Source organism: Polaribacter sp., assembly GCF_965656025.1.
Taxonomy (GTDB): Bacteria; Bacteroidota; Bacteroidia; order Flavobacteriales; family Flavobacteriaceae; genus Polaribacter.
In genome coordinates this window covers 1-1,359 of record NZ_CBFHJT010000146.1, presented here as the reverse complement: position 1 = coordinate 1,359, position 1,359 = coordinate 1, and the positions used below count along the sequence as shown (strand labels likewise).

The 1,359-nt window shown below is 28.8% G+C and carries 3 protein-coding genes and 1 pseudogene; all 4 read right to left on the bottom strand.

Annotation, left to right across the window (positions count from 1 at the left end):
* Positions 1-14: 14 nt before the first annotated feature.
* Complete coding sequence (locus tag ACTG3S_RS14475; protein ID WP_439130037.1) at positions 15-473, bottom strand: SRPBCC family protein; 459 nt, start codon at positions 471-473, stop codon at positions 15-17.
* 7 nt (positions 474-480) lie between these two features.
* Positions 481-942 carry a TspO/MBR family protein gene (locus tag ACTG3S_RS14470; protein ID WP_439130036.1) on the bottom strand — a complete coding sequence of 154 codons (462 nt, stop codon included), beginning with the start codon at positions 940-942 and terminating at the stop codon, positions 481-483.
* Position 943: 1 nt separating this feature from the next.
* Positions 944-1,117 (bottom strand): Lacal_2735 family protein, encoded by a 174-nt coding sequence (locus ACTG3S_RS14465; RefSeq protein WP_439130035.1) that lies wholly within the window; start codon positions 1,115-1,117, stop codon positions 944-946.
* 5 nt (positions 1,118-1,122) lie between these two features.
* Positions 1,123-1,359 (bottom strand): annotated as a pseudogene (locus ACTG3S_RS14460) (glutathione peroxidase); the annotation flags it as partial.

Here is a 1,359-nt window from a genome sequence, read left to right as displayed (position 1 = left end):
CTTTTTTACTCATCTTACTTGTATTCTCCAAAGAGTTCTATTAATTTTTCGCTTCTAAATTTAAATATTTTTTCTAACTGAGGCTTTACTAAAATCGGATGAAATAATCTCCCTAAAAAGCCAAGTGGCACTTTATAATAAATCAAGTCTTCCATTTCTACACCACCTTCTATTTCCTTAATAAAATGCGTGTGATGCCACAAAGCATAAGGGCCATACAATTGTTCGTCTGTAAAATATTTTAGATGCTCTACTTGTGTAATTTTAGAAACCCACTTTGTTTTTATACCCAACAAAGGAGTTACCTCATAACTAATTAATTGACCTGCATACGTTGGTTTGTCTGCACCATCAATAATTTTAAAGCCCATTTCTTTGGGTGTCATTTTCTCTAAATTTTTGGGACTTTTTAAAAAATCCCATGCTTCTTGTAAAGAAATAGGAACATTTTGTTTTTTATGTAGTTTGTACATGTTTTTATTAATTATGAACTAAAATGTATAGGCTTAAAGAGGTTGCAATACACAACCAAACTAAATAGGGGAGTAATAAATATTTATAAATTCCCATTTTTTTAGATGTTCTAAAATAGTAGAAAAATAGGACAGATGTTAATGCAATTAAATTTAATAATCCTAAAAGTACTAAATGTTGACTAAAAACAATAAAATTCCAACTTACATTTAAAATGAATTGTAATGATAAAAGAAGTTTATTTTTTTGTGTATTTTCTACTAAAAAAAGTTTACCTAAATAAATAGAGAAACAAATCATTATGGTAGACCATGCTAGACCGAAAACGATACCTGGAGGAGTCCAAGGTGCTTTATTTAAATTAACATACCAGTCAGAAAGAGGACCATTATCCATTAACCAGCTACCAATGGCTAAACCACCAAAGTTTATCACCAAAAAAAGTAGGGTTAATTTTAGTTGTTTCATTTTAAGATTTACCTTGTATAGCTTCTATTTTTTTTAAAATATCGTCTGCCTCTTTATATTTTGTGTCGCTATCGGTTCTGTTAATGGATTGTAATTTGTAAGCTTCTTCCATTAACTTTTTATATTTTTCTTGAAGTTTTTCTACTTCAGATTTCTTTTTAAATAAGCCAAACATCGTATTTATTTTAGGTGGTTTGTAATTTTAGAACTTGTTGGTTTTGTAATAGAGAAGTAATAATCTATTAATTTACCTTCAGGTGATACTAAGTATTTTTGAAAATTCCACTTTACAGTAGAACTTTTGCTACCATTTAAACTTTTGTCTGTTAACCACGTGTAAAGTGGGTGTTGATTGATTCCTTTTACGTCTATTTTTTCGGTCATTAAAAACGTAACACCAAAATTCACTTTACAAAA